This is a genomic window from Nitrosomonas nitrosa, assembly GCF_003051105.1.
GTDB classification, from domain to species: Bacteria; Pseudomonadota; Gammaproteobacteria; order Burkholderiales; family Nitrosomonadaceae; genus Nitrosomonas; species Nitrosomonas nitrosa.
The window spans coordinates 48,851-72,720 of the sequence record NZ_QAOO01000011.1 but is presented as its reverse complement, the minus strand read 5'-3'; the positions used below and the strand labels follow the sequence as shown (position 1 = coordinate 72,720).

Here is a 23,870-nt window from a genome sequence, read left to right as displayed (position 1 = left end):
CTGAACTGTTAGCTGGTATTTTGTACAGCAGATTTTTTCCGGCAGTACTTTGGCACAAACATAAATCCAATGGTGACGGAAGAACAAAAACTTTCCGAGATGTTTGAAATTATCCGGGGTCTAGGAAAGGAGTTAAAAATCCAGCCTAAAACTCTGAATGCGCTCACTCTGGACAGCTCCTTCGACAAAGACCTGGGGTTCGACAGCCTGACGCGCGTAGAATTTATTAGTCGCATCGAGCTTCATTTCAAGATCAAGCTACCTGATCGTGTATTTGCTACCGCCGATACACCGCGGGCATTGTTGCGAGAAATTCTAAACGCAAGCACCATGCAGGAAGCGCGTTCTATTCACGCTGGTGAGCCTGTAGCGCAAGCAATATCAATGGCCGTCCCTCAACGAGCTGAAACGCTGCTTGACGTGCTTGACTGGCATGCACACACGCACCCCGACCGTCCACATATCAAATTCTACAGCGACGATGAGCAAGAAAAAATCATAACCTATGGCAACTTAAAAGAAGAGGCTGAACGGATCGCCTTGGGATTACAAATGCTGGGTGTTAAAGCGGGAGAAACAGTCTCCCTGATGCTGCCTACCAGCCACGATTATTTCTTTAGCTTCTTCGGCATTCTCATTTGTGGCGCTATTCCAGTACCCATTTATCCGCCCGCACGTCTCAGCCAACTGGAAGACCATTTGCTGCGCCATCGCAGCATTCTGGAAAATTGTCGTGCCGTCATCCTCATCACCGTGCCAGAAGCAAAAGCAGTCGCACATCTACTCATGTCACAAGTCAGCAGCCTACAAAAGGTAATTACCCCTAACGAATTACAAACGCAACAAGGACAAGTCCTCTATCCAAATCGGTTAGCTGAAGACATCGCACTGTTGCAATATACTTCTGGAAGCACAGGCAAACCCAAGGGCGTCACCCTGACTCACGCCAACCTTCTTGCCAATATCCGTGCAATGGGAGAACGTATCAACGTCGATTCCAACGATATCTTTGTCAGCTGGCTACCGCTTTATCATGACATGGGCCTGATCGGGGCCTGGCTTGGGAGTCTTTATTTCTCAACTTATCTGGTGATCATGTCACCGCTGCATTTTCTAGCGAAGCCTGAACGCTGGCTCTGGGCTGTGCACCGCAACCGGGCAACATTGACGGCAGCACCTAATTTTGCCTATGAAATCTGCCTTAAACGAATTCGAGATGAAGATCTCAAAGGATTGCAATTACATTCCTTGAAAGCGGTATTCAACGGAGCTGAGACGATCATACCGGGAACACTCATGCGTTTTTATGAGCGTTTTTCCCCCTATGGACTTCAATTGGAAGCCCTCATGCCAGTATACGGACTGGCAGAATGCTCCGTCGGGCTCTCTTTTCCACCCATTGGCAGAGGGCCTCGATTCGATAAGATTGACCGTGTGCATTTTATGAAAACAGAGCAAGCTATTCCGGCAAATGACAATGAACATGCGTTATGTTTCGTATCGTGCGGCGAACCCCTTGCCGGTCACGAGATTCGCATCGTCGATATGAACGGCCGTGAACTTCCTGAAAGACACCAAGGATTGCTACAGTTCCGGGGGCCGTCCACAACCTGTGGTTATTTCCGTAATCCTGAAAAGAACAAAATACTATTTGACGATGGCTGGTTAAATTCCGGTGATTTCGCCTATATTGCCGATGGCGAGGTGTATATTACTGGAAGGCAGAAAGATATTATCATTCGTGCAGGGCAGAATATTTATCCAGATGAAATCGAAGACGCTATAAACAAGATCGAGGGTATCCGCAAAGGTTGTGTCGCTGTGTTCGGCAGCGCTAGCCACGAGAGAGGAACGGAGCGATTGATCGTACTGGCAGAAACCCACGAAAGTCGCATGACCAACTTAGAAAATATTCGCAGCAAGATCAACAGTGAAGTCATGGCGCTCACAGGTGCACCCCCTGACGAAATCGTACTCGCTCCGCCGCACAGCGTACTCAAAACTTCAAGTGGAAAAATAAGACGAGATGCCTGCCGGGAGATGTATGAACGCGGCAGCATCACAACCGTGCGCGCACCTTGGCTGCAAGTTATCCGTCTACTGGGAATTTCGCTTATCCCGCAAATCCGTCGCGGGTTACGTTCACTGAAAGCATCGTCGTATGCGCTATATGCTTGGCTCGTACTCATTACACTAGCCCTCCCGACCTGGCTACTGGTACAAATCCTCCCTCGTTTGCGATGGCGTTGGAGATTGATTGGTCTAAGTACCCGAGTGCTTGCTTTTGCCACAGCAACACGCATAAACATCAAAGGGCTTGAGCACCTTCCTCCTCCCGGCACACCCTGTGTTCTGGTTTGCAATCATGCCAGTTATGTGGATGGATTGATCCTGGCCGCGACGCTCCCTAGACCAGTCAGCTTCATCGCCAAAGAAGAACTCAACAGACAATTTATCGCTGGCCATTTCCTGCGCCGCATCGGCGCTGAATTTGTCGAACGATTCGATACTCAGAAAGGCGCGCAAGACGCCAAACGCATTACTCGCCTAGTCGCTGATGGACACACCGCTCTTTTTTTTCCTGAAGGCACATTTAGCCGCATACCGGGTCTATTGCCTTTCCATATGGGTGCATTTACAACCGCCGTGGAAGCCCATGTTCCGATCATTCCCATCGCCATACGCGGCTCCCGATCGATCTTACGCGCTGGTTCTTGGCTTCCACGCCACTACCCCATCTCGATCAGCATTGGTGAGCCCATCTATCCAAATGAGTCGGCAAAATTGGACCCTTGGCGCTCTGCCGTAGCCCTACGGGATCATGTTCGCAATCATATGCTGGCGGAAATAGGCGAACCGGATCTCAATTACGAAAAAACGGTTCGCTCCTCTTGATAAGGTCACGCATGACCCTGTTTGGACTGCACAATGCACGTCACGCTAATCCTATCTCACTCGGGCAGGTGATGTCTCCCGACGCTGACGCGTTTTGCTTGTAGTCCCTCTGCGCCCATTTCTTCGATAAACTTGACCTCATCACCTTCCTGCAATTGATCAAAACTCGGATTGGCGACGTTATCGCGATGAAAATAGCGTTCAGTACCATCTGGCCCCGTAATGAAGCCGTATCCTTCCTCATGAAAAATACGCGCCACATGCCCGATATGCTCGGGTACATGCACTTTAGTTTTCTGCTGGATTCGACGGGCATAATCCTCTAGCTGCCGTTTGGCCGCATCAAAGGCATCCCGTAAAGCGACATAGGGATCTTCGTGATGATCGCGGTTGACGATGATTTCACTCCCGGGTACACCAATGTTGATACGCACGGTGAATTCCTTACCTTGATGCTGATGCTTATGAGGCATCTCCACAACGACATGGCATGAAATGATGTGATCAAAAAAGCTTTCGAGTTTTCCAACCTTATCGCGGATATGTGCTTCCAGTGCCTCAGACGCCGGTATATCACGGATCGTGATGCGCAATCTATTTTGCATAATTGTTCTCCTTAATCGCTAACGACGAGTATTGGTTTCTTTTTTTTGCTCGCGCGCCACAAGCTTAGCCAGCGCATCCAGTTCTTCTGACAGCAGGGTAAGTAAATCATCGAGTGCGATGATCCCTATCAACCGACCTTCCTTATCCACCACCGGCAGGCGCCGTACACTCTTGTTGCGCATGTATTGGATCGTCTCGAAAACACCCGTCTCCTCTTTAACCATCGCAAAATCTGGCACCATGATATCGCTGACAGTAATGGTTTCAGGATCGAGTTCCGTGGCCATGACTTCTACTACCAGATCACGGTCAGTCACAATGCCTACTGGCACAGGTTTCCCATTATGCTGATCGACAACCAGCACACTGCCCACATGATGCTGACGCATCAATTTAGCTGCCTGTAGCACGGTGTCTTCAGGTTGTACTACAACGACTTCACGATTACAGATTTCACCGATAGACATGTTTGCAATCCTTTCTTGAGTTGTATCAACATACTAAAGTCATGACGAAGCTGCGTGAATGGCAGCGGTAGAAAACAGCATCTTTATTAGCGGATAGACTAAGCCAATGTAAATGGCTACAGGCACATTCTGCATGAGCGCATCTCACAATTCAATATCAATAATGTTTTTCTTCTCTTCGTCAACCCCACCAAACTAATAAAACCGCCCAAAAGGCCGGCCTTCTTTGACCGGGGACAGATTGGTTATTTTGCATGAGGCGCAGCGGAATCGTCGGCAGGATATCTCTTCTCTGCAGATACACCCCCTTTACCCTGATTTGCGCTCACCCCGGCCGACTTCTGATCGCTGCAACCAATCATCATCAATAGCATAAAAATAAACGGTATCGCATATTTTCTCAATTCAGAATACCTGTATTCCTGTATTCGTTAAACAGCTCGATTTCTCGCATGCAAAAGATCATCGACCCGTATTATGGGATCTATCGATAATTAGGACGCATTCCTATACGTACTAATACGTAAAAATAGACAACCCGACCAACCCTCATCGGTAATGTCGATAGACGCAGGCTATTTTTTTTCGTAGACTGCCACTTATCCGCAACATCATCATGGCAATCACCATTATGGCCAATTCGTTTACAGGCTTGAGTTTCGAAGTATTGTTTAACGCAATGTCCGAAGCCATGCTGTTGGTCAACGACACAGGTCATGTCGTGTTAGCAAACCCTGTTGCACAGGATTTATTGGGCTATGCAGAAAGCGATCTGGTCAACATGACGGTCGAGCAGCTCATGCCAATTCGCTACCGGGAACATCATCTAAACTATCGGCAAACCTATCTCAACGACCCGCGCAAGCGCGCTATGGGCAAGGGTAGAAATCTCGTACTATTAAACCGAGCTGGTCAAGAGTTGGCAGTGGATATCAGCCTAAGTCCCATCAAGATCAACCACCAGCTTTATGTACTCGCCACATTAAACTCAACGAATAAACTTCATCAGGTAGAAGATGCCCTCGAAGCAAGCGAAGAACGCCTGCAACTGGCCAAACAGGCTGCCAACTTGGGGATTTTTGATTTCGACTTCGAGCACAATATCATTCATTGGGATAATCGAATGCAGCAAATTTGGGGAAATAGCAATTGTTCCGATGGCACCATTACTTATGAAAAATTCACTCACGCAATTCACCCCAAAGATCTAGCGATTTATCAGACCACATTCGATAAAGCAACTGATCCCTCAGGGGATGGCGAATTTCATACCGAATTTCGCGTCATTCACCCAGATGGCACGATTTGCTGGGTGGCAACGGCGGGTCAAGTGCATTTTGAAGAGGGGCATCCCAGCCGACTACTCGGTATGGCACGGGATATCACACCGCGGAAAACGCTTGAAGAAGAACTTAAGATACAACGTGCTGAAACAGAAACACTCTTCAAACAGCAAGTAGCGATTCACACTGCTTCGGCCATTGCCCATGAACTCAATCAACCGCTGACCGCTATCTCAGCCTATAGTGAGGTTGCACTCCATGTTGTTGAAAACGATCAAATCAACAACCCCGAGATAAAGCGTGCGCTGAAGGGGTGTGTCGAACAGGCTCAACGAGCCGGTCAAAGCTTGCACGAATTGGTCGATTTTCTGCAAAAAGGCGAAATCAGCACTGAGAAATTAAATTTGAACAAAATCGTCATGGATGCCCTCAGAATTGCCCGCAGCGATGGCTACAGTGAATTTCATGTACAGATCCACTTGGAGCCCCATTTACCCACGGTGCTTGCCAACCGTCTCCATATTCAGAAGTCCCTGGTCAACTTGTTGAGAAATGCGGTCGAAGCTATGCGTACAGCAAATATCGCACCATCGGCCATCACCATTACGGTAAAAACGTTACAAGAAAAAAACATGGCGATGGTCACCGTCCAAGATAATGGACCCGGTGTCGAGCAAGCCATCATTCACCAAATTTTTGAACCCTTCTTTACGACCAAACCGACCGGTATCGGCATGGGGCTTTCCATCAGCCGCACCCTTATCGAAGCAAATGGCGGCCAACTCTGGCTTGATCCCGATACCAAGGAGGGCGCCAAGTTTCATTTTACACTCCCCTTTGCATCATGACTTCTCAACAACCCACGGTCTTTATTGTCGATGATGAACCTGCAATCCGAGATTCACTGACCTTATTGATAACGCAAGAAGGTATCCAGGTTCACACTTTTGAAAATGCTGAAAGCTTTTTGAGCAGCATGCATCCTCTCAATTGCCAGCTTAAAAGTTGCATCATCCTGGATGTACGCATGCCCGGCGAAAGTGGCATACAACTTCAAGAAGCGCTGATTGATCGCAATTGTCTGATACCCATTATTTTTCTGACCGGTTATGGTGACATCCCCACAAGCGTCAAAGCCATCAAAACGGGCGCCTTTGATTTTCTGACCAAACCCGTTACTCGCGCAAAACTGCTTACCTGCATCCAAGCCGCTTTTCTCGAGAGTGAAAACCGTATAGAAGCCAATAAACATAACCAGGATATCCTAACGCGTTTGTCGGCGCTCACCAAACGCGAACATGAAGTCATGGTGCTCGCAATTCAAGGTTGTCACAATAAGGAAATCGCGTCCCGGCTCGGTATCAGCCACCGCACGGTGGAAATCCATCGATCCAATATCATGCACAAAACAGGTGCACTCAACTTGCTTGATCTAGCACGCATCGCTTATGAAGGAAAATTAGATAATTCCTCATAGCATTGCTATTGCCTCCTAATCGATTGGGTTAACCCGATTTAACCAGCAACTAAAATTCGAATCTTAAACATTGGATTAGCAACAATCCATACGTATTTACACGGATAGCCAGCTAGACGGATTCTTGATAGGGTGATACCTGAGGGATCAAAACGGTGAGGAGGTGTCTAGCATGCGGAATATGCACACTGAGATGACAATTTTCGAAGTCATTCTGGCCAGACGGTCTGTCCGTAATTTTACCTCTCAGGCTGTCGGCCTAGACATCATCCGCATATTACTGGAAGCTGCCGTGCATGCGCCCACCGTACTGCACGATGAGCCATGGGCATTCGCCATTATCCGTGACAAACAGCAATTAAAGGATATTTCGGATAGCGCTAAGCCAATGTTCATTCATGAATTGGGAGAAGCAGGTCATGCTACAGACCACGTGACCAAACCTGATTTCAACATTTTCCATAATGCTAACACCTTGATTTTGATTTGTTCGGAACAAACAGGCCCCTTCATAGTGGCAAATTGCTGGCTAGCGGCCGAAAATTTGATGCTCGCAGCGTGCGCCATGAAACTGGGCAGCTGCGTGATTGGCGCAGCGCTGACCGCTTTGAATAAATCTGAAATCAAACACAAACTCAATATTCCCGATAAATTTTCTGTGATTGTTCCGATCATAGTAGGCTACCCAGACGGCGATACCCCTCCCAGTCCGAGAAGAAAACCATTCATTCTCACCTGTTAGGTATATTTAATCTGATAAATAAATATCCCAATTTATTTTTATAAGTCCGTATAATGACTTATTCCTGTACCTAACCAATCGGTTCAGCGGCCTTTTCATTTCATCCGATCAGTTCGATAGTTTTATACATCGATCACCCCTGATCCTTTATTCGTCTGCCTCGTTTGGTGCTACTCGTGAGTAGCAGGCTGCCGTAGGAGCATACCTTTGTCTGTTGAACTAAAAACTCGAGAAATCCCTCTTAGCACACCCGATTTTAATGCATTAGGTCTCAGCGAGCCTATCAGGCGCGCCATTACCGATGCCGGGTACACTACGCCCACGCCTATCCAACTCAAAGCCATACCCCTCGTGTTAAGTGGCGGGGATCTGCTGGCGGGTGCACAAACAGGTACTGGCAAAACCGCCGGTTTCACGTTACCCATTCTACAACTACTCAGCCAGAAAAAAACTGCCGGTCCGGCAAAAAGCTGTCCACGTTGCCTGATATTGACCCCCACACGTGAACTCGCCGCGCAGGTAGAAGAATCGGTCAAAGTTTACGGCAAGTATCTATCATTGACGTCAGCCGTGATATTTGGGGGGGTCAATATCAATCCACAAATCACACGTTTACGCAAACCACTGGACATTCTGGTCGCCACACCAGGCCGTCTGCTCGATCATGTAAACCAAAAAACACTCGATTTAACGGCTATCGAAATTCTCGTGTTAGATGAAGCTGACCATATGCTTGACATGGGTTTCATTCACGATATCAAGAAAATTCTTGCTCTGTTGCCCAAACAAAGGCAGAACCTACTGTTCTCGGCCACCTTTTCTGATGAAATAAAAGCATTGGCGGATAAGCTGCTACGTAATCCAGGTTTCGTCGAAGTTGCACGCCGTAATACCACATCGGAACTGGTGAAACAAACGGTTCATTTAGTCGACCAGAATCATAAGCGCAGTTTAATGAGCCATTTGATCAAGCATCATGACTGGCAGCAAGTGCTGGTTTTTACCCGTACTAAACATGGCGCCAATCGTCTGTCGGAAAAGTTGCTAAAAGAGGGAATCGAAGCTGCTGCAATTCATGGCAACAAGAGCCAAGGCGCCCGTACTAAGGCGCTGGCGCAATTCAAGGAAGGATCTGTACGTGTGCTGGTTGCAACCGATATCGCCGCGCGTGGGCTGGATATTGACCAACTACCCCAAGTAGTGAATTTTGAACTCCCTAATATACCCGAAGACTATATCCACCGCATTGGACGCACGGGCCGCGCGGGCAGCTCTGGTTCGGCCATCTCGTTGGTGGCTCACGAAGAAATGAAATACCTTCGCGATATCGAGCGCTTGATTAAGCATGAAATTCCCAAAACAACGGTTGAAGGGTTTATCATCCCTGTCGAAATAGAACCCGAAGAAGCGAGACCACCCAGACAACAACGCCCGGTCACCCACCCAAACAAAAAAGCGCGCCAGGTCGGCAGAAAAACCGAGGAACGTACCGGCATGCATGTACATAGCCGCACAGAAAATGGGCGATCAGAACAACACAAACAAAACCTAGCCCAAAAATCAAAACCAATGGGTAGTCGCCCGCTATCGGGTGATCCACAAAACTCACCCAAAAAACAACCTGCAAAAAAAATGTCAGAAGCCGCACGCCATCAGGCTATGCCCCAGACCACCTGGTTTTCACAAAAACCGAGTCGTCCTTCCAGTAATCGTGGGCGTTAACTGGGTATTGAAAAACAGCCTCAAAGCTTTGATGCCATAGCGCCATAGCGCCATAGCAGATCATTTTATTTCAATTTTTGTCCGAATCATGAAAATATGGGTAGACGCAGACGCTTGTCCCGTTGCTATCAAGGAAATATTATTCCGTGCGGCAGAACGCACACGGATTATGACCACCTTGGTTGCCAATAAACCACTGCGCGTCCCGCCCTCCCCTTACATCAAGACGCTGCAAGTACCCCCCGGTTTTGATGCAGCGGATAACAAAATTGTATTGAAGCTGCAAGCTGGCGATCTGGTCATTACAGCCGATATTCCGCTTGCAGCGCAGGTAATTGCGGCGGGGGGGCATGCGCTCAACCCGCGCGGTGAATTCTACACGCCTGACAACATCCAAGAGTACCTTTCCATGCGCAACTTCATGGAAGAACTTCGTAACAGTGGCGTGAATACCACAGGCCCCACGTCATTTAGGATGGCTGATCGGCAGGTATTTGCAGCGAAACTCGACAGCTTTATGACGCGTCGTATTCAGTCACGCCTTTGACTCACTCGGATAATCATCGACAGTTTTTAATTGCGCCACTACCGATTGAAGGGTCATCGCTTCCACCACAAAGGACAATTCATCAGGTAACAATGGCTCTTGGGTCTTCAATTGTTGTTCTAAAACAGCCATATCCGCCTCGGAAGCGTCTCTGCCTGCTGTACTGCGCGCCTGAACACGCTGTCTGAGCACGGATTCAGGCACTGAAAAATCCAGAATATAAAATGCCGCTCCACATCGTACGGCGATTTGCTGAAATAAACTACGCTGCCAATGCGCGATAAAAGTCGCATCGACCAGCACACTCCAACCCGCATTCAGCAGCACTCCGGTAAGCTCTCCCAAATACTGATAGGTACTTCGGGAAAAATCTCGCGTGTAAATACCTCCTTCAAGCGTTGAACCGCTTCTGGCTAGCGCATCCAATCCCGCCAGGCGTTTGCGTTCGATATCGGATCGCAGCATGACCAGACCAAGCTGCATGATTAGCTGTTGGCCAAATGTCGTCTTACCCGAGCCTGATAGGCCATGCGTAATCACCAATTTCACTTTTTCAGGTTGGCAAAATCGCTTGGCCAAGTGAAGATAACCGATCCCTTGCTGCCTTTCCTGTGCAACGCTTGAAGGCGATAAATCTGACTGATTTGCCCGGATAAACGCTACTTTTGCGCGCACCATGGCACGGTAAACCACGTAGTAACGTAAAAGCTTTACGCCGGCATAGTCCCCCGTCCGCGACAAGTAATTATTGAGGAAACGGCAAGCCAAATCATCATGATTGCGATGCAGCAAATCCATATAGCAAAAGGCGACTTCCGATATCACATCGATCCACCGCAGTGCAGGATTGAACTCGATACAATCGAATATCAGCAATGTCTCTCCATGCCAGGCCATATTGCCAAGGTGCAAATCACCATGGCATTCCCTGACAAATCCTTGCGCGCGCCGACACTCGAAATCAGTTGCCAGCCTTGTATGCTCGGCTTCACTCCAGTGACGAAGCCCGGTCAACAAAGCTATCATTTCATCATCACCATCAACTAGCGTAGCCATTTGCTCAAAATTTTGCGTAACCGGCTGCAATAACGTTTCTGCCTTGCCCCAAGGCAACTCGTCGGGCACAAGCGGTATCCGTGAATGGAAATCCGCTAACTTATCCGCAATCATATCGACATGACGCAGGAGCAAGCCAGCTTGCTCCTCAAGACGATCCAGTGTCGATTCCGGATCAAATTGCCGCATTTTGACCGCATAATCCAATACCGGCCCTGCACCATTGAGAGATGGCGATGAGACTTCACCGTTAATACTGACCACTTCCAGATAAACATCCGGTGCAAGCCGACGATTGAGCCGCAGTTCTTCCTCACAGTAAAAGCGGCGTTTCTCCAATGCGCTGAAATCAAGAAAACCCAGATTCAGCGGTTTCTTAAACTTGTAAGCAAATTCGCCTGTCAGCAATAGATGGGAGATATGCGTTTCCACATGCTGGATATTTTTCACAGGATGTGGATAGCGTGTCGGATCGCGCAATCCTTCAATCAAGCATTTTTGCTGAATTTCAGCAAGATCAACGTCTGGTTTTATCATTGATTCATCCGATTCGTTTCATGGGGCCACTCACTCAGAAAATGACTCACACTTACAACTCAAAGAGAAGAAGTATAGTATATAAAGACGACTCCCCCGACTGGCACCAAGAAGTGAGAAAAGAAATTCTCTACTTACCATTTCACTTTATTTATCCCAAGTACTTCAATATTTCGATGGGGCTTGGCTGTTTATTGATCTTATTGCTGCTCTCCCCACCCGTCACCGCGGAATCCGTTCAGGCCTCAGCTCATGACGATGTGCTGGAGGTTTTTGTGCGGGATGGCTGCCCGCATTGTGCAAAAGCCAAAGCATATCTCACCCAGTTAGCCAGTGAACGTCCTTGGTTGAAGATTATCTATCGCCCGGTAGACCATGATACCGATGCACGCAACGATCTGATGCAGCACGCACTAAAAGCGGGCGTTTGGCCTCCCGGCGTCCCGACTTTCCGCTTTAAAGATCAGATATTGGTGGGATTCGACCATGCTGACCATATGGGCCTGCTATTGGCCGATTTGATCGATCAAACCGCACATCATCAAGAGACTAAGCCCAATCATGTTGAAACCACGCTCTTCGGCACGCTCAGCGTAACCAATCTGGGACTGCCTGTGTTTACTCTCGCCATCGGCTTGCTCGATGGATTCAATCCCTGCGCCATGTGGGTGTTGTTATTTCTGTTATCCATGCTGATCCATCTGCAAAATCGTCAAAAAATGGCGCTGATTGCGGGCACATTCGTCATCGTGAGCGGTATGGTCTATTATGCGTTCATGGCGGCCTGGCTGAATGTATTCCTACTGATCGGCCTTTCGGCTGCCATGAGGTGGACACTAGGCGGCCTGGCCTTGGCGATTGGCGGGCTGAATGTAAAGGATTTTGTCGCATGGAAAAGGGGATTTTCATTATCCATACCCGATTCCGCCAAACCCGGGGTATATGCCCGCGCGAGGGCGATTCTGGCTACAGAAAAGACATTGCCAGCACTGACTGCGGTTGCTACGCTGGCGGTCATGGTCAACTTCATCGAATTACTTTGCACCGCCGGTTTTCCAGCAATCTATACGGCAATCCTCACACAACAAGACTTAAGCCCAATCGCTTATCATGCCTACCTGGGTCTTTATATTTTAGGCTATATTGCTGACGATGCCCTCATGGTCGGCATAGCTGTCATGGCGTTGAGCAGCCACAAGCTGACCGAGCGAACCGGACGTTTACTCAAGCTAATCAGTGGTCTCGTCATGCTAACATTAGGCGTGGTGTTGCTGTTGTTCCCGAAATGGCTGGTCTAGGAGGTTGCCCAAGAATAGCGAAATAATCGGCTGGACGCCGCAAATAGCATGCTCGATATGCATGCAGCCGACCAGATACTGATTTATCCGGCGCTCGCCAAGGGCGGATCATTCACGACACGCCACATTTCGCTGCACGCGCGCACAGCGATGTGGCTGATCGAGCAATTTTTACCGGTTACTTTTACGATAGCAGAACCTGCAGGACAGATCCATTTTATCGTCATCCTTTTGAGAAAGCTGCCATGATCCCAATACACGAACTACTCGCGCGTATTCGCTGGGACCCAGAATTCGGCAAAGGAAAATTCGAGCTCGCTTATGAAGATAAAGTTGCCCGCACGCTCAAACGCGTGCCGCTCGAACGGATCGTTATCGAACCGGGGCAACATTTTACTTTCGATGCGGAAGAAAACGACGGCACGCTCCACACGGTGCCATTGCATCGTGTACGGAAAGTTTGGCGGGATAATGTACTGATTTGGGAACGGCATCCCGCGACGGGGAGTAAACTAAAACGATGAACCCATTGCTCGAACAACGCCTGCAATCGCACGTCAATAAACTCGCTCTCGACATCGGCGAGCGTAACGTCTATCGGCCCACGGCGCTGCACGTTGCGGCCGATTATATCCGTACCACTTGGCAGCAGCTTGGCTATGAAGTCCACACCCAAGGTTATTACGCCAAAGGGGTTTGGAGTGAAAACCTCGAAATCGAAATCACAGGCAGCACCTCTCCCGGTGAAATCATCCTCGCCGGTGCGCATTACGACAGCGTAACGGGCAGCCCAGGCGCAGACGACAATGCTTCAGGCATTGCAGCACTGCTCGAAATCGCGCGGTTGCTTTCCGGAAGCCAACCAGCCCGTACGTTGCGGCTGGTCGCATTCGTCAACGAAGAGCCACCTTTTTTCTATTTCGGCGCGATGGGCAGTAAAATCTATGCGCAAGCGGCACGCGCACGCAACGATGATATTCGCATGATGCTCTCGCTTGAAATGCTTGGCTACTATAGCGATCAGCCTGGCAGCCAGGCTTATCCGCCCTGTTTGCGCTGGTTCTATCCCGATCACGGTAACTTCATTGGCTTCGTTTCCAATCTCAAATCCCGCCAGGCACTCAAGAAATTCGCGCGCGCATTCGCTGCCCGATCGGATTTTCCGTTCGAAACCCTCACCAGCCCCGCGTTCGTACCCGGTGTTGCCTGGAGCGACCAAATCTCCTTCTGGCACGCAGGCTATCAGGCAATCATGGTGACGGACACGGCCTTTTATCGCAACCCCCATTACCATCGCGCGAGCGATACACCCGAAAAGCTCAGTTACACCCCAATGGCAAGAGTGGTCGATGGACTAGCAAACGCGCTGGCAACGCTGGTGAAGGCACAATGATGGCAATGCAACAACTCAGATCGATTCCTCAACCCCATACATAAAATTCATCTTGCAGCTACGGGGTTTAACCTTATAACGGATCTAGGCCTAATCCAAGCGTCTTCCACTGTAAAAATTAATGCGAGAAACCTTCTGGGATTGCGTTCCCTACCTATCGCTGCTCATTCCCTATCTCTAATTCATCAAACTACTTATCTTTGTTTTTCACGAGCACTTCCGCGTAAAATGCCAGTTTCGTTTGCACAGGCGTAATAGAGATAAAAAATAATATGCGTGGGTGGCTAAAACATCACATTATGAAAATGAGTAAACCGCTTCAGCATGATGCTTACAGGGACATCGTTCATGAACCGACCAAAGGACAATACCTACAGCTGGGTGTTTTAGCAAACTTGCCACAACTAGCCAGGATTCCGCTGAAAAGATCCTCCCCGAGGACTGCATTATGATGTTGGCTTTTGTTGCCGTTGTATGCGGACTGATGTTGCTGGTTTGGAGCGCTGATCGTTTCGTGAATGGTGCGGCTTCCACCGCGCATTACTTCGGCATGCCCCCGCTTCTGATCGGCATGGTGGTGGTTGGTTTTGGCACTTCCGCACCAGAAATGGTCGTTTCTGCGCTCGCCGCTTCGCAGGGTAATCCCGGTATTGCTCTCGGTAATGCCTATGGTTCGAATATTGCTAATATTGCATTGATTCTTGGTGTAACGACCTTGATTAGTCCGGTCACAGTCCATTCACAGGTTTTGCGAAAAGAATTGCCTATTCTGACCGCTGTAACAGTGCTGGCGGCCTGGCAAGTCTGGGATGGGAGTATTTCCCGTCTCGATGCCATTACTTTACTGGTCGTATTTGCTGGATTGATGAGTTGGGCAATTTGGCAAGGATTGCAGAAACAAGCTGATGCATTGGGTGAAAACATAGCGCAACAATTGGAAGTCCGCACCATGACGCTTCGTCAGGCACTATTCTGGCTTGTACTCGGCTTGGTGTTATTGATTATAAGCTCACGCATTTTAGTATGGGGCGCTGTCGAGATCGCGCGTGGTTTTGGAGTAAGCGATCTGATCATCGGACTGACGATCGTGGCTGTCGGCACATCCCTTCCCGAACTCGCCTCATCGATCATCGCTGCCCGCAAAGGTGAACACGACATCGCGGTAGGCAATGTCATCGGCTCCAATCTATTCAATACACTCGCCGTGGTAGGTATCGCCGGAACAATTCATCCTTTGGAAGTGGGGCAAGAGGTGTTTTATCGGGATATTGCCATCATGGGTACGTTGACCGTGTGGCTATTCATTATCGGTTATCAATCGAGCGGGCCTGGACGTATTAACCGGCTCGAAGGCACTTCACTGTTACTCTGCTTCATTGGCTATACTGCGTATCTGATACATAGCGCTTTTGGCTAATTGCCGTCTATAAAAACAGCTTACAAAAAAAAACCGCCCACTTAGGGCGGTTATAGTTCCAGAGTCATATTTGGTTCATATTCGAGTCTATTTTTGTTTTAACTTTTGTCATCTACTTTGTCCGGCATGGTATCACGCTCCATCATGAGGCTTGGAGGATATTGGCCTGGTTTAGGATCCATGCAGGCCGTTAGTGAAGATGCTACTAAGAGTGCAGCTAATATGAGTGAAAGTTTCATTTTTGCAGTCTCCTATATAGTAAAAAAAAATATAACAAAATAGATCTTCTAAAATATATTTACGACCACTTGCCCTTCTAATTTGTTACTGAAAGACAGCAATAGATTTATCATGACCAAAATAGATTGTCAAGAAATAAATATTGTCCAAATTCCGCGATTGAATTTTTAATTTCATATAATTTGCCCATTCTTTAAGTTTAATTCGGAATAAAGGTAATGCCTGTCATTGCGAAGTACATAATAGCAGGAACGATGGAGCACGAAAAAAATTATCGTTATTTAGCAGTAAGATAGCGACCGATATACGCTACTACTGTGGGAATTTGGGGCAAGTTTTGTCTTCTGTTTCACTCTATTTTAGCTCTGCGCCAAAATTAACCCTTTGTAAGAGAAGGTCAGGTCGCTATTGGTTGCTGAAAAGTCTAGGATAACGCTAGGATGTGCTCGTGTTAAACTTGCAGAAGTCAACCTATTTTAGATATTCATAAAACTACATAGAGTATATATTTTGTATCAAAATTAAGGTTAGATCATGAGGGTAAGCTGTGTATCAGATTGAATTGATGCCGAGGGCTATTAAAGATCTGAAAGATTTACCGAAATTAGATGTCAAGAAGATTATTGAAAAGATAAAAGTGCTTGAGAATGGGTTATCCGGAGATACCAAGAAACTAACAAACTTTAGTCCAGAATATCGACTGCGTGTTGGGAATTATCGAGTACTCTTTGAGATTGAGAACCACAAAATTATTATTTATCGAATCAAGCATCGAAAAGAAATTTACTTACAGAAATAATGCTATGAAACTCCATCCACAGATATTAGAAAAAGAAGGTAAGAATGAATTCGTCGTGCTTCCTTACGAAGAATATCAGGCATTGATGGAACTGATGCACGATTATGAAGACCTGAGGGATTTAAGAGAAGCTAAAGAGGAATCAAAGAAAGATAAAAGTATTCCACTTGAAAAAATAATTTCTAATCTGTGATTCCGCATGATGGGGTCGCGAATGAAGAATTTGATCTATTCAGATCATATCGCAACATATCGGGGTCAGGCCGATAATCAGGAGTTCGAATGCTCCAATTACTTTCCACCAAGCTTTCTCGAATAAAGAAGGCGGGCCGGGCCGAAATTAATATTAATACGCCAATGAGAGTTACTTTATCTTCTACAACCCTACATGAACACAGCCTTACCTTCCTTGCCCCATAAGGTCGACAACGGCGCTGCCCAAATCCCGTTTCCGAGCGGCATCGTCTCAGTACCGTCGTACAGCAATACGCCCATCTTGAAGTGGTTACCCGCTAGGCTCGCAAGCTTCTTGAGCCCACGAAGATCGTTTTCCTTAACAGTGGCGGCAGCTTTGACCTCAACCCCTATCAGCCGTTCTGCCGTATTCTCAATCACGATATCGACCTCAAACTTGTCAGCGTCTCGGTAATACATAAGCCGATAGTCGCCATCTGCCATGGTCGCGTGCTTCAGCAACTCTCCAAAGACAAAGGTCTCCAGTACATTACCAAACCGCGTACGGTCCTGATGCACCTCCCTGGCTGTCAAATCAAGCAATGCAGCCAGCAAGCCGGTATCGATGAACTGCAACTTTGGTGTCTTCACCACGCGGTTCAGTCGGTTACGTGCCCAGACATCGATCCTCTTAAGTAGGTACATCTGCTCGAATACACCGACGTAGCGCGAGGCAGTCTTGCCATCCAACCCGACCTGACCACCAAGCTGGGTGTAATTGCACATCTGGCCCGCCGTCTGTGCCAGGGCACGTAGGAATCGCGGCAACTGGTCGAGCTTCTCGATACCAGCCACGTCACGAACATCGCGCAGAATGATGGCATTGATGTACTGACGCGCCCACACCACACGGCGTTTGGCCGATGCGCGTGAAATCGCTTCGGGGTAGCCGCCACGCAGCACGCGCTCGATCAGATCACTGCCCAGTGCGGGCTGATTCACCTTGAGTATACGGCCCGCGAATGCGCCATCGATCCAGTTCGCTGAGCACGACTCGATCTCGCTCTGCGACAACGGCAACAACGACAGGGCTTCCATCCGGCCAGCAAGTGAGTCGGCTACGGTTGGCAACGCCATCAAGTTGGCTGAACCGGTCAGCAGGAAGCGCCCTGGGCGCCGGTCCTCGTCCACGCTCTTCTTGATGGCCAGCAGCAACTGGGGCGCGCGCTGAATTTCGTCGATCACCGCTCGATCCAGGCTACGGATCATACCGACCGGGTCTTCCCGTGCCGACAGCAATGTCAGCTCATCATCCATGGTCAGATAGCGCAACCCCTGTTGCTCAGCAATTTGCCGTACCAGCGTTGTCTTGCCTGCCTGGCGAGGACCCGCCAGTAACACGACAGGCGTGTCCAGCAGAGCTTCAGCAATGCGCGGTTCGATTCGACGCGGGAAGAGAGATGTCACAGTCATATCCTCATGGTATCTAAAATACCGGAATCATTCAACGTAAATTACGGAATTTACTGCCGTAAATATCGGAATCAAGGCACGTAAATCAGGGATGAATAGCCTCTGACGTAAACGGCAGAAGTTCGTCGATGCGGCTATGAGGTCAGGCGGAGAGTTTTTCGAGGGTTTCGGTTAGCCATTTTTCAGGGTCGGGGGTCGAGGTCGGGGTCGGGGTCGAGTTGACCTCAATCAATCGATGACTTTGCTAGCGTTTTCATGGCGTTATTATTCCAGGGGAGCCGCTAAAAGCGGCGTCAATATTGGCTTTCAGTTATATTTCTTGATACAAATTGTCGCGCTCAATCGACACCAATCCACTCCCATGATCAACCACTCCCCATTGCGCCTGCGTCAGGCTGATGCATCCTTCCTTGGCACACTGCCAAATCGCCAAATCTATCCCAACACGGGTGATTTTCATAACCTTCCTCCCACTCACTCTTTGATTGCTAAAATCTTTAGTTTGGTACATTGCAATGCCATTGAGTGGGAAAAGTCCATTCCATCGTCCTATGCAGGCTGAGACAGATTCGTTTGCCATAGGGGGCAATCAACAACGCGAATAAACCCCCATTTTTCACATAACGGCACAACGCCCGATGGCGATTGCGCCTTACACGGGCTACTCGTCCTTTTTTGAATAATCTTTCCATGCGTCGTACGCAAGGTAATAGACAAAGGCAATAAAAATACACCCCATTATCGCCATCAGGATACTATTCAACATTTTCCAGTCTCTCCAGTAATTGTTTGATCTTTTTATAGTTCCAGACACCAAAACCGGCTGCACCGATCAGGCTAATCATGGCTAACAAAAGAACCCCAGCACTGACCGATAAATAATTGTTTGCGGCCCATCCCAGCAACCCAAGGATCATGGCGATTGCTGTAAAAAACATTTTTTCATGAAAAGAAATTTCAGCCTTTAATCTATCCAACTTACTCATGTCAAAAGGCTACGCTGATTGAAAATTTAAGTCAATTCCACTTCAATAAAGCTGTACTTCTTTAAAATTTACAGATAAAAGCATATAGCACGCCGGATGGTAAAAAAACCGCCCTGATGTTTTTTCCCGAGCGGCTTCAGTTGTAGAGTGAGGTGGTAGGATAATAAGCAACGCGCATTGCACCATCGGTCGGCGTTATTCCTTACGTGACCCAGAGCAAAGAATTACCCGGCAGAAAATTCACCTTACAGAATTATTCTTCTGACAGCTTATATACTGCAAACAACATTAATGCCGCTGTCAGCACAGCAATGCCAATAATTGCAAGCAAAGCCAGCTCCATAACTATAACCCCCTGATCTCTTTTGTTTTATTAGAAATTTTAAGGATTAATAAGAAAATAACCAACAACAAAAATAGCGAAAATAACACACCCAACCAGAAAATCGTATCTACACGATTATCGTAGAAGCGCTGTCCCGGCGCTTAAGCGGCCATAGAAAAACCGCTCCCAGTTTCCCGGGAGCGGTTTTTTTGAATACGCCGCACGTGGGCACATGAAACGGTGCCCACCCTACACAGCTGTTATTTCACATGCGGCGCAATGCCCAATGATTATTGCGCCCTCCGCGGGTTGTCAATTATTGTCGTGATGTTTGATATACCAGATCAGGCCTAAGCCGATCAGGTTGATGACTGCCAGTGAAATCAGCAATGCAATCAATTCGGTTGACATTTCATTGCCCTCCTTCTTTATCCCTGCGAATGTAGGACAATATCCATACAGCAAGGCATTCGATGTTCAAAAAACCCAGTGCAGCAAACCCTATTTGCAGCCATTCCACCGGCCGAGCCATCAAACCCGTATAGCCAAATACTGCAAACAGGCCAATCGCCATGACATGGAGAACGGCAGCAATATGTTTTAACTGATCATTGTTCATGAACAAATTATAGCGCCACGATAAGCCAGTAGACAATGAGAAACCAATTCGGCTGGCGGCTTTTTTTTAGCGTGCGCTATAAGCAAAGCGCATTGCGCCGTAATAAGTATCACTTTTTATCCCACATCCAGCGAAATGCCCGATGGTTATTGCGCCCTACGCGGGCTGCCTTTTTAAGAGCGGCCCGTAACGCAAGAATAGGCCTCACGATGTGCATGTACGCGTGTCATGATGAGAGGCCTGACCCCTTTGTGCTGTAACTCCACATTACGGCACAATGTCCGAGGGTTATTGCTTGTTAAGCGAGTTAAATGGAGTTAATGCAACACGACATATAAATAACAACATTAATTAGTACCAGTAAAAGCACGATTACTATAAAGAACCAATGACCTTTGCCAACAGCGCGGTTGAAGCAACAATTTCTTGCGATTACAGCATCTCCATATTTTTTAAATAAAAACTCATCAAGACATTCTTGAGGTATTTCAGGATCATTAATCCTGATTGATTTAAGGAGATTTCTTGAGTAAATCGAGATTACAGCATTTATTTTCGATATTTTTTCGTGGTATTCACAAATTAAATAACAAAAATATCCCGGAATTACGAACACAATCACAAACGCCAAAAGACAGAAAGTAATCGTATCGCTCGAAATGCAAAGAGAATTATTTGCATTGAGCTGCAAAGCCATTAATCCCGCATACAACGTCGCAGTCAATACAAAAACAGTATGATGAAATTTTCTATAATACCTGCTCTCTTCAAACGCCTGATTTAATAAAATTTCTTTCATTCCCCCCCCCTAAATTCAGCTACATTCCCTACCTACTGCAGGCGCAATAAGCGAAGCGCATTGCATCATCGGTTGGCGTTATTTCACGTACTACGCGGGCTGAAGTGGCCAGAGGCCGCTTTTACCATGAAAAAACCGCGCCCGGGAAACCGGGAGCGGTTTTTTTTAAGCATGTTGGTAGGCACATGAACGGTGCCCACGCTACTAACCAAAGGTTAGAAGTTGATGTCGGTTTCCGACAAGGTAGCCACGCCCGTCAGCTTAACGATCAAATCATCAGCCGCAGTGAAGTTCCCATCTTTGTTAGCATCGATAAACGCGTAGATATTAGCTCCAACTGAAGAGTAAGCCACGCCACGATCACCTGCTGGCGTATTAAACAGATCTGCAATACTAGTCAAATCGGTAGCTGCAGTGACAGAACCAGAAACATCTGATACGCCCCGTTGCGCACCACTGAAAGCAAAATTAGTGACATCCAGACGATCATTGGTTAAACCACCACCACCGTTGAATACAACTATTTCATCAAAACCGGTGTCGTTAGTGAGGTCAATTTTGCCATCCTCGTTTGTATCCGTAATTTGAGAGTCAGTAGCAGCCTTCAAAACGAAGGTATCACGCGCTCCTGCGGCTCCAAGTGTTACTACGTCGGCACCTTGAGCGGTGTATATAACATCACCTTTTGCGCTTCCTTTATAAGTATCAACACCCTCTGAGCCGTTATAAGCCACGCTATTGCCTTGAGTAGAAAAATCAATGGTAACATTGCCTTTGGAAGTAGTTGCATCGACTTTACTTACCACACCAATCGTTGTAACCCCTGAAAGATCTACCGATGCATCACCCTTGATCGTCAGTGTTTCTGCTGCTGCTGCAGTAATTGCAGCTTTCAATGTGTGCTCAGAAGCGGCTAGTGCATCAGTGCCACCATCAAGGGTACCCACATTGGCATCAATAACCAAGTGCTCAACATCTGCTACTGTAATAGCGTTAGCGACAATATTACCATTAGCAACATTATCCTCATCACCATCATGTATAGTTGCAACCAAAGTAAAGGTTTCCGCATCGGCTGTAGCAGTCGCTCCGGTGTAATCTTTACCAGTCACTGTAATAGTATTACCGACCGCAAAATCAGCGCCTGTTCCTGCTTCACTGGCAATATTAAGCGTGAAGCTATCCGGCGCATTTTTGAAATCAACAGCACCAGCTAGCGCGCCATTGATGGCTTCATCGATCTGGACAGTAGCAAAATTGTTCAGAGACACATCATAGTTACCCGTTCCACCCGAGACATCCAGCGTTTCAAAATTGGTAATAAATTTTGAGTTTGTTGCATCCAACGTTGCGCCATCAGTGATGTTGATGATATCGGTCCCTTCACCTCCGTCAGCGCCTTTGTTGAGGTTAGCAAGTTGCGCGCCTACATAAAGTTTGTCGTCACCTTTACCTAATGCAACCGATGAATCTTTCGTTACAACAGTATCCATATCGATTGTATCTGCACCATCGCCTGTGGTCACTGTCGCCGCGGCGGTACTTTGAATATTTGCTTGAACACCGCCGGTATTGGTAGCCGCATCAAACTTGGTCAATGCACCGGTGAAAGCAGCACCAGTCAAATCAACCGATCCCTCGCCACTGACCGTCACAGAAGTCGCTTTAGCAGCTTCAGTCATTTTCAGAATATTTTCACCAGAAGCAGCAATGCTCAGCGTTTTAATTATCTCGCCAGCATTAGAGTCTGTCACTTCTGCATTGGTATTATTAGCCGTCACATTTAAGGTCGTTGCTTTTGAAGGAACAGCACTCCCTAAATTAACAACAGTTTGTGTTGGCGTTGTGAAATTACCCACTGTATCCAACGCCAAGCCTAGAGTGGCTGCAGTAGAGCCGCTAAAATTAGCATTTTGCACTTGATTTTTTACTGCTAGATTAGCAGCGCTACCTACGCTGGTAACGGTACCTACAGCTGTACCATTGGCCAAGGTAACCGTTTCTACACCGCTAGAACTGCTAAGATCAACTGATTGCGCGGCAGTAAAACGCAGATTGACATTTTCGATATTTTTCAGTACGGGTGCAGGACGTCCGCTATTGATAGTTGCATTCAGGGTATCTGTTCCAGTATTGCCATCAATAATGTCGAAAGACTCAAGGGTATCGATCGTTGTGCCTGCATTGCTTTGTATAACAGGCGCATCAAAAATATCGTTATTCGTTGTTCCGGTAAGCTTATCTTCACCGATCGTTAGTGTGAACGTGCTGCCCGGATTTTCGCCAAATCCGAGATCTTCCAGATATGCCATCGCATCGGCTTCATTCGCAGGTCCTGCTGCCGTTACGCCTGCTAGGATAGCTTGTAAGTCAGCTACGTTGTCATCAGAATTTTCTCTTGAGTAAATACCCGCAACCAGAATCTTGTTTTTGAACAACGCGGCCACATCTGCAAAAGCGGCAGCGGGGCTGGCGGGATCGGTATTGCCCGGTGCCAATCCAAAGTTGTTTAACAACACGGATACCTGATTGGAAACAGTGACATTGCCTTTCAAAATATCTTGCTGAAACTGAGGAGTGGAAACGAGAAAGTCAGCAAGATCTTCGAATGAGGTACCTGCTTCGATCGCATTAGAAAGTTCACGCAGATAGTTAGCACCAGGCGCAGCGTTAAACAAGCCTACGACCAGTCCTACGATATATTCTTTTTGAGTGTCAGAAATAGCCATAACAAGAGCTTCCTTTTAATAAGAGTTAAAAAAACTTCAGACAAAACACCATATGTCACGAAATTGCTGAATATAAAACAATTCATCCTTGCAAGCTGTTAAAAGTCAGTTTTCGCGTTCCTGTTGCCTGATTGCATATTTCATGACAATGACAATGGTAGCTATCAGAAATCGCCACAGTTGACAAGTTTCGACGATTCTGCCTAAAAAATCCAGCGCATGCAAGCAATCCGGCAACCTCAAATCATACTCTGTTGCTTATTTGCAACAATTAGGGCGATACCTT

At 47.5% G+C, this 23,870-nt stretch carries 23 protein-coding genes; 13 read left to right on the top strand and 10 right to left on the bottom strand.

Going from position 1 to position 23,870, the window contains the following annotated elements:
• Window positions 1–69 precede the first annotated feature (69 nt).
• The gene (locus C8R30_RS08015; protein ID WP_107789922.1) at window positions 70–2,895 is read left to right on the top strand and encodes an AMP-binding protein; all 2,826 of its coding nucleotides are present in this window, start codon (window positions 70–72) and stop codon (window positions 2,893–2,895) included.
• A 56-nt stretch (window positions 2,896–2,951) separates the two neighbouring features.
• On the opposite strand, the gene hpf is transcribed toward C8R30_RS08015, so the two are convergent.
• Together hpf and C8R30_RS08005 are read right to left on the bottom strand one after the other, a co-directional pair.
• The gene (gene hpf, locus C8R30_RS08010) at window positions 2,952–3,500 is read right to left on the bottom strand and encodes a ribosome hibernation-promoting factor, HPF/YfiA family (protein WP_090668678.1); all 549 of its coding nucleotides are present in this window, start codon (window positions 3,498–3,500) and stop codon (window positions 2,952–2,954) included.
• Between the two features lie 18 nt (window positions 3,501–3,518).
• Window positions 3,519–3,968 carry a CBS domain-containing protein gene (locus tag C8R30_RS08005; RefSeq protein WP_107789921.1) on the bottom strand — a complete coding sequence of 150 codons (450 nt, stop codon included), beginning with the start codon at window positions 3,966–3,968 and terminating at the stop codon, window positions 3,519–3,521.
• Window positions 3,969–4,584: 616 nt separating this feature from the next.
• Between C8R30_RS08005 and C8R30_RS08000 the strand changes: the two genes are divergently transcribed.
• From C8R30_RS08000 to C8R30_RS07980, 5 genes are all read left to right on the top strand, one after another.
• Window positions 4,585–6,099: a PAS domain-containing sensor histidine kinase gene (locus C8R30_RS08000; RefSeq protein WP_258191966.1), complete on the top strand. Its 1,515-nt coding sequence runs from the start codon at window positions 4,585–4,587 to the stop codon at window positions 6,097–6,099.
• A complete protein-coding gene (locus C8R30_RS07995) occupies window positions 6,096–6,728 on the top strand; it encodes a response regulator transcription factor (RefSeq protein WP_107789920.1) in 633 nt (210 codons plus the stop codon). The genes C8R30_RS08000 and C8R30_RS07995 overlap by 4 nt, the downstream gene beginning before the upstream one ends.
• A 172-nt stretch (window positions 6,729–6,900) precedes the next feature.
• Window positions 6,901–7,470 (top strand): nitroreductase family protein, encoded by a 570-nt coding sequence (locus C8R30_RS07990; RefSeq protein WP_107789919.1) that lies wholly within the window; start codon window positions 6,901–6,903, stop codon window positions 7,468–7,470.
• A 207-nt stretch (window positions 7,471–7,677) separates the two neighbouring features.
• On the top strand, window positions 7,678–9,192 hold the full coding sequence (locus C8R30_RS07985; protein WP_258191965.1) for a DEAD/DEAH box helicase: 1,515 nt from the start codon (window positions 7,678–7,680) through the stop codon (window positions 9,190–9,192).
• 88 nt (window positions 9,193–9,280) lie between these two features.
• Window positions 9,281–9,739, top strand: a complete 459-nt coding sequence (locus C8R30_RS07980) for a YaiI/YqxD family protein (protein ID WP_090668663.1) — start codon at window positions 9,281–9,283, stop codon at window positions 9,737–9,739.
• Here the strand turns inward: C8R30_RS07980 and C8R30_RS07975 are convergent.
• Complete coding sequence (locus tag C8R30_RS07975) at window positions 9,728–11,332, bottom strand: bifunctional aminoglycoside phosphotransferase/ATP-binding protein (protein WP_090668660.1); 1,605 nt, start codon at window positions 11,330–11,332, stop codon at window positions 9,728–9,730. The genes C8R30_RS07980 and C8R30_RS07975 overlap by 12 nt on opposite strands.
• Before the next feature lie 113 nt (window positions 11,333–11,445).
• Here C8R30_RS07975 and C8R30_RS07970 point away from each other — a divergent pair, with 113 nt between their 5' ends.
• The 5 genes from C8R30_RS07970 to C8R30_RS07945 all read left to right on the top strand — a co-directional run bounded on the left by C8R30_RS07970 (window position 11,446) and on the right by C8R30_RS07945 (window position 15,440).
• Window positions 11,446–12,630, top strand: coding sequence for a glutaredoxin family protein (locus C8R30_RS07970; protein WP_239654240.1), 1,185 nt, complete (start codon window positions 11,446–11,448; stop codon window positions 12,628–12,630).
• 30 nt (window positions 12,631–12,660) lie between these two features.
• The gene (locus C8R30_RS07965; protein WP_258191968.1) at window positions 12,661–12,879 is read left to right on the top strand and encodes an RNA 3'-terminal phosphate cyclase; all 219 of its coding nucleotides are present in this window, start codon (window positions 12,661–12,663) and stop codon (window positions 12,877–12,879) included.
• Window positions 12,876–13,154, top strand: a complete 279-nt coding sequence (locus C8R30_RS07960) for a DUF504 domain-containing protein (protein WP_107789915.1) — start codon at window positions 12,876–12,878, stop codon at window positions 13,152–13,154. The genes C8R30_RS07965 and C8R30_RS07960 overlap by 4 nt, the downstream gene beginning before the upstream one ends.
• Complete coding sequence (locus C8R30_RS07955; RefSeq protein ID WP_107789914.1) at window positions 13,151–14,023, top strand: M28 family peptidase; 873 nt, start codon at window positions 13,151–13,153, stop codon at window positions 14,021–14,023. The genes C8R30_RS07960 and C8R30_RS07955 overlap by 4 nt, the downstream gene beginning before the upstream one ends.
• A 448-nt stretch (window positions 14,024–14,471) precedes the next feature.
• Entirely contained in the window at window positions 14,472–15,440 is a 969-nt protein-coding gene (locus C8R30_RS07945; protein WP_090668645.1) for a calcium/sodium antiporter, read from the top strand.
• A gap of 98 nt (window positions 15,441–15,538) precedes the next feature.
• Here the strand turns inward: C8R30_RS07945 and C8R30_RS15885 are convergent, their stop codons facing one another.
• Window positions 15,539–15,679: a hypothetical protein gene (locus C8R30_RS15885; protein WP_181258720.1), complete on the bottom strand. Its 141-nt coding sequence runs from the start codon at window positions 15,677–15,679 to the stop codon at window positions 15,539–15,541.
• 548 nt (window positions 15,680–16,227) lie between these two features.
• On the opposite strand from C8R30_RS15885, the gene C8R30_RS07940 reads away from it, so the two are divergent.
• Window positions 16,228–16,479 (top strand): type II toxin-antitoxin system RelE family toxin, encoded by a 252-nt coding sequence (locus tag C8R30_RS07940; RefSeq protein WP_204800276.1) that lies wholly within the window; start codon window positions 16,228–16,230, stop codon window positions 16,477–16,479.
• 4 nt (window positions 16,480–16,483) lie between these two features.
• The gene (locus tag C8R30_RS07935; protein ID WP_107784028.1) at window positions 16,484–16,672 is read left to right on the top strand and encodes a type II toxin-antitoxin system Phd/YefM family antitoxin; all 189 of its coding nucleotides are present in this window, start codon (window positions 16,484–16,486) and stop codon (window positions 16,670–16,672) included.
• Between the two features lie 191 nt (window positions 16,673–16,863).
• Here the strand turns inward: C8R30_RS07935 and C8R30_RS07930 are convergent, their stop codons facing one another.
• The 6 genes from C8R30_RS07930 to C8R30_RS07910 all read right to left on the bottom strand — a co-directional run bounded on the left by C8R30_RS07930 (window position 16,864) and on the right by C8R30_RS07910 (window position 23,584).
• Window positions 16,864–18,120: an ATP-binding protein gene (locus C8R30_RS07930; RefSeq protein ID WP_219908838.1), complete on the bottom strand. Its 1,257-nt coding sequence runs from the start codon at window positions 18,118–18,120 to the stop codon at window positions 16,864–16,866.
• A 316-nt stretch (window positions 18,121–18,436) separates the two neighbouring features.
• Window positions 18,437–18,586 (bottom strand): hypothetical protein, encoded by a 150-nt coding sequence (locus C8R30_RS15880; protein WP_181258719.1) that lies wholly within the window; start codon window positions 18,584–18,586, stop codon window positions 18,437–18,439.
• Between the two features lie 295 nt (window positions 18,587–18,881).
• Window positions 18,882–19,112, bottom strand: coding sequence for a hypothetical protein (locus tag C8R30_RS07925; protein ID WP_090668636.1), 231 nt, complete (start codon window positions 19,110–19,112; stop codon window positions 18,882–18,884).
• A gap of 737 nt (window positions 19,113–19,849) precedes the next feature.
• A complete protein-coding gene (locus tag C8R30_RS07920; protein WP_090668630.1) occupies window positions 19,850–20,056 on the bottom strand; it encodes a hypothetical protein in 207 nt (68 codons plus the stop codon).
• A 307-nt stretch (window positions 20,057–20,363) separates the two neighbouring features.
• Window positions 20,364–20,855: a hypothetical protein gene (locus C8R30_RS07915; RefSeq protein ID WP_090668627.1), complete on the bottom strand. Its 492-nt coding sequence runs from the start codon at window positions 20,853–20,855 to the stop codon at window positions 20,364–20,366.
• 215 nt (window positions 20,856–21,070) lie between these two features.
• Window positions 21,071–23,584 (bottom strand): beta strand repeat-containing protein, encoded by a 2,514-nt coding sequence (locus C8R30_RS07910; protein ID WP_107789911.1) that lies wholly within the window; start codon window positions 23,582–23,584, stop codon window positions 21,071–21,073.
• Window positions 23,585–23,870: the final 286 nt, after the last annotated feature.